The following is a 3,696-nucleotide window of genomic DNA, read 5'->3' on the forward strand; positions in this document are numbered from 1 at the left end:
CGTCCCCTTTTTACTGGATCAAGCCGCCTGCGGGCTTAACTGACTGGCATTGGGCCTGAGGCCCGCTTTGGCTGGTTGGAACGCGCGAAGGCTTACAGCTTGAGGCGTGCGCGGGCCTCTTCGTATTCGCGGCGCAATTTGCCCACCAGTTCGGCGGTGCTGGTCACGGCGTTGATCGCGCCAATGCCCTGGCCGCAGCCCCAGATGTCTTTCCAGGCCTTCTTGGCGTCGCCGCCAAAGTTCATCTTGCTGGGGTCAGACTCGGGCAGGTTGTCAGGGTCCAGACCCGCAGCGCGGATCGACGGTGCCAGGTAATTGCCGTGCACACCTGTGAAGAGGTTGCTGTAGACGATGTCGTCCGAATTGCTGTCCACAATGGCCTGCTTGTAGGCGTCCTGCGCGCGCGCCTCGTGCGTGGCAATGAAGGCCGAGCCAATGTACGCAAAGTCGGCACCCATGGCCTGCGCCGCCAGGATGGCCCCGCCCGAGGCGATGGAGCCCGACAGCGCCAGCGGGCCGTCGAACCACTGGCGGATTTCCTGAATCAAGGCAAACGGGCTCTTGGTGCCCGCGTGGCCACCCGCACCCGCGGCCACGGCGATCAGGCCGTCTGCGCCCTTTTCAATCGCCTTGTGCGCAAACTTGTTGTTGATGATGTCGTGCAGCACCACGCCGCCCCAGCTGTGCACCGCCTGGTTCACATCTTCGCGCGCGCCCAAGGACGTGATGACGATCGGCACCTTGTACTTGGCGCACACCTGCATGTCGTGCTCCAGGCGGTCGTTGCTCTTGTGCACGATCTGGTTGATGGCAAAGGGCGCGGCAGGCTTGTCGGGGTTGGCCTTGTTGTAGGCCGCCAGGGTTTCGGTGATTTCGGCCAGCCATTCGTCCAGCAGCTCGGCGGGGCGGGCATTGAGTGCAGGCATGGAGCCCACCACACCCGCCTTGCACTGCTCAATGACCAGCTTGGGGTTGCTGATGATGAACAGCGGCGAGCCGATCACAGGCAATGACATGTTTTGCAACACGGGAGGCAATTTGGACATGGGCAACGACTTCCAGAAACAGGTTTTGATCAAAATAGCCCTCTAGCGCTTATTCAGCAAGCGCCAGCAGCTATTATTTTTATAGTAAAGGCCTGCGCCCTGCACAGGCCTTGTCTCACTCCCTTGCGGGAACGCACCCGCTGTCAGAAGGCTTCCAGCGCCAGCTCGGTCACGCTGGCCGCGCCTTCCACAATGCTGTCGCGCAGGCCAGGGGCCTTCACCAGAATGTGGTCGGCGTAGAACTGGGCCGTGGTGATTTTTGCGCGCATGAAGGCTTCGTCCTGTCCCTTTTGCAACAGGTCTTGCGCCACCAGCAGGCTGCGCGCCAGCTGCCAGCCCGCCACTACATTGCCCGCCAGCATCAGGTAGGGCACGCTGCCGGCAAACACGGCGTTGGGCTGGGCCTTGGTGCCACCGGCCACAAAGTCGATCACGTCCAGCAGCGCCTTGCGTGCGGCTGTAAGGCGCTTGGCCACCGCCAGTGCGGCAGGCGTGCCGCTGGCCAGCAGTTCGCTTTCAGTCTTTTCGATCTGCGCAGCAATGCCCTTGGCCACCTGGCCGCCGTCACGCGCTGTCTTACGGCCCACCAGGTCGTTGGCCTGAATGGCGGTAGTGCCTTCGTAGATGGTCAGGATCTTGGCGTCGCGGTAGTACTGGGCCGCGCCGGTTTCTTCGATGAAGCCCATGCCGCCATGCACCTGCACGCCCAGGCTGGTCACTTCCAGGCTGGTTTCGGTGCTGTAGCCCTTGACCAGCGGCACCATGAATTCGTAGAACGCCTGGTTCTGCTTGCGCGTGTCGGCATCAGGGTGGTGGTGGGCAGCATCGAACGCTGCTGCGGCCACGGTGGCCATGGCACGGCAGCCTTCCACCGTGGCGCGCATCGTCATCAGCATGCGCTTGACATCGGGGTGATGAATGATGGGCGCGCTGGCGGCAATGCTGCCGTCCACGGGGCGGCTTTGCACACGGTCTTTGGCGTACTGCACAGCCTTTTGGTAAGCGCGCTCAGAGATCGCAATGCCCTGCATGCCCACGGCGTAGCGGGCGGCATTCATCATGATGAACATGTATTCGAGGCCGCGGTTTTCTTCGCCCACCAGGTAGCCCACGGCACCGCCGTGGTCACCAAACTGCAGCACGGCAGTGGGCGATGCCTTGATGCCCAGCTTGTGCTCGATGCTCACGCAGTGTGCGTCGTTGCGGGCACCCAGCGTGCCGTCCTTGTTGACCAGGAACTTGGGCACCACAAACAGGCTGATGCCCTTCACGCCCTCAGGCGCGCCCTGCACGCGGGCCAGCACCAGGTGAATGATGTTCTCGGCCATGTCGTGCTCACCGTAGGTGATGAAGATCTTAGTGCCGAAGATCTTGTAAGTGCCATCGGGCTGCGGTTCAGCGCGCGTGCGCACCAGGGCCAGGTCCGAGCCCGCCTGGGGTTCGGTCAGGTTCATGGTGCCGGTCCACTCGCCGGTCACCAGCTTTTCAAGGTAAGTGGCCTTGAGCTCATCGCTGCCTGCGGTCAGCAGGGCCTCGATGGCGCCATCGGTCAGCAGCGGACACAACGCAAAACTCATGTTGGCGCTGTTGGTCATTTCAATACAGGCAGCGCCTATGGTCTTGGGCAGGCCCTGGCCGCCAAAGTCGGCTGGGTGCTGCAGGCCTTGCCAGCCGCCCTCGGCGTACTGGCGGAAGGCCTCCTTGAAGCCGGGGGTGGTGGTGACCACGCCGTCTTTCCAGCTCGAGGGGTTCTTGTCGCCTTCCCAGTTGAGCGGAGCCAGCACGCCTTCATTGAACTTGGCGCACTCTTCCAGCACGGCAGCGGCGGTGTCCAGGCCTGCATCTTCAAAGCCTGGGATCTGGGCGATCTGTTCAATATTGGCCAGATGCTCGATGGCGAACAACATGTCCTTGACGGGTGCGGTGTAACTCATGGATGTCTCCGAGAAAGCGATATTTCGTCAAAAAAAAGGCATCGCGAGCGATGCCTTTGTACGCAGGTGGGGTTCTTACAGGGCCTTGACCAATTCAGGCACAGCCGTGAACAAGTCCGCCTCCAGCCCATAGTCGGCCACGCTGAAGATCGGTGCCTCTGGATCCTTGTTGATCGCCACGATCACCTTGGAATCCTTCATACCGGCCAAGTGCTGGATCGCACCCGAGATGCCTACAGCCACATACAGCTGCGGTGCCACGATCTTGCCGGTCTGGCCCACTTGCAAATCGTTGGGGGCGTAGCCTGCGTCCACCGCTGCGCGGCTGGCGCCAATGGCTGCGCCGAGCTTGTCGGCCAGCGGGGTGATGACTTCGTTGAATTTCTCGCTGCTCCCCAGAGCCCGGCCACCGGAGACGATGATCTTGGCGGCGGTGAGCTCGGGGCGGTCGCTCTTGGCGATTTCGCTGCCCACGAAGCTGCTCTTGCCGTTGTCGGCTGCAGCGGCTGCGGTTTCGACTTGTGCGCTGCCACCGGTGGCAGCCGCGGCGTCAAAGCCGGTGGTGCGCACGGTGATAACTTTGACGCTGTCTGCGCTTTGCACCGTAGCAATGGCGTTGCCGGCGTAGATGGGGCGCTCGAAAGTGTCGGCGCTCACCACTTTGGTGATGTCGCTGATCTGCGCAACGTCGAGCTTGGCAGCCACGCGGGGGGCCA

3 protein-coding genes are annotated in these 3,696 nt (G+C 62.4%); all 3 read right to left on the bottom strand.

Annotated elements, in window-relative coordinates; genetic code table 11:
• Positions 1-92: 92 nt before the first annotated feature.
• Positions 93-1,046 carry a nitronate monooxygenase family protein gene (locus AADJ04_RS17710; protein ID WP_044403012.1) on the bottom strand — a complete coding sequence of 318 codons (954 nt, stop codon included), beginning with the start codon at positions 1,044-1,046 and terminating at the stop codon, positions 93-95.
• Between the two features lie 143 nt (positions 1,047-1,189).
• On the bottom strand, positions 1,190-2,980 hold the full coding sequence (locus tag AADJ04_RS17715) for an acyl-CoA dehydrogenase (protein ID WP_341240422.1): 1,791 nt from the start codon (positions 2,978-2,980) through the stop codon (positions 1,190-1,192).
• Positions 2,981-3,055: 75 nt separating this feature from the next.
• On the bottom strand, positions 3,056-3,696 hold a 641-nt coding region (locus AADJ04_RS17720; RefSeq protein ID WP_341240423.1), incomplete at its 5' end, for an FAD-binding protein.

It is taken from the genome of uncultured Acidovorax sp. (genome assembly GCF_964021665.1).
Lineage (GTDB): Bacteria > Pseudomonadota > Gammaproteobacteria > Burkholderiales > Burkholderiaceae_C > Acidovorax > Acidovorax temperans.

Excerpts from the sequence above, each read along its gene's own strand:
- AADJ04_RS17710 (WP_044403012.1), bottom strand. The coding sequence starts at position 1,046 with ATGTCCAAATTGCCTCCCGTGTTGCAAAACATGTCATTGCCTGTGATC.
- AADJ04_RS17715 (WP_341240422.1), bottom strand. The coding sequence starts at position 2,980 with ATGAGTTACACCGCACCCGTCAAGGACATGTTGTTCGCCATCGAGCAT.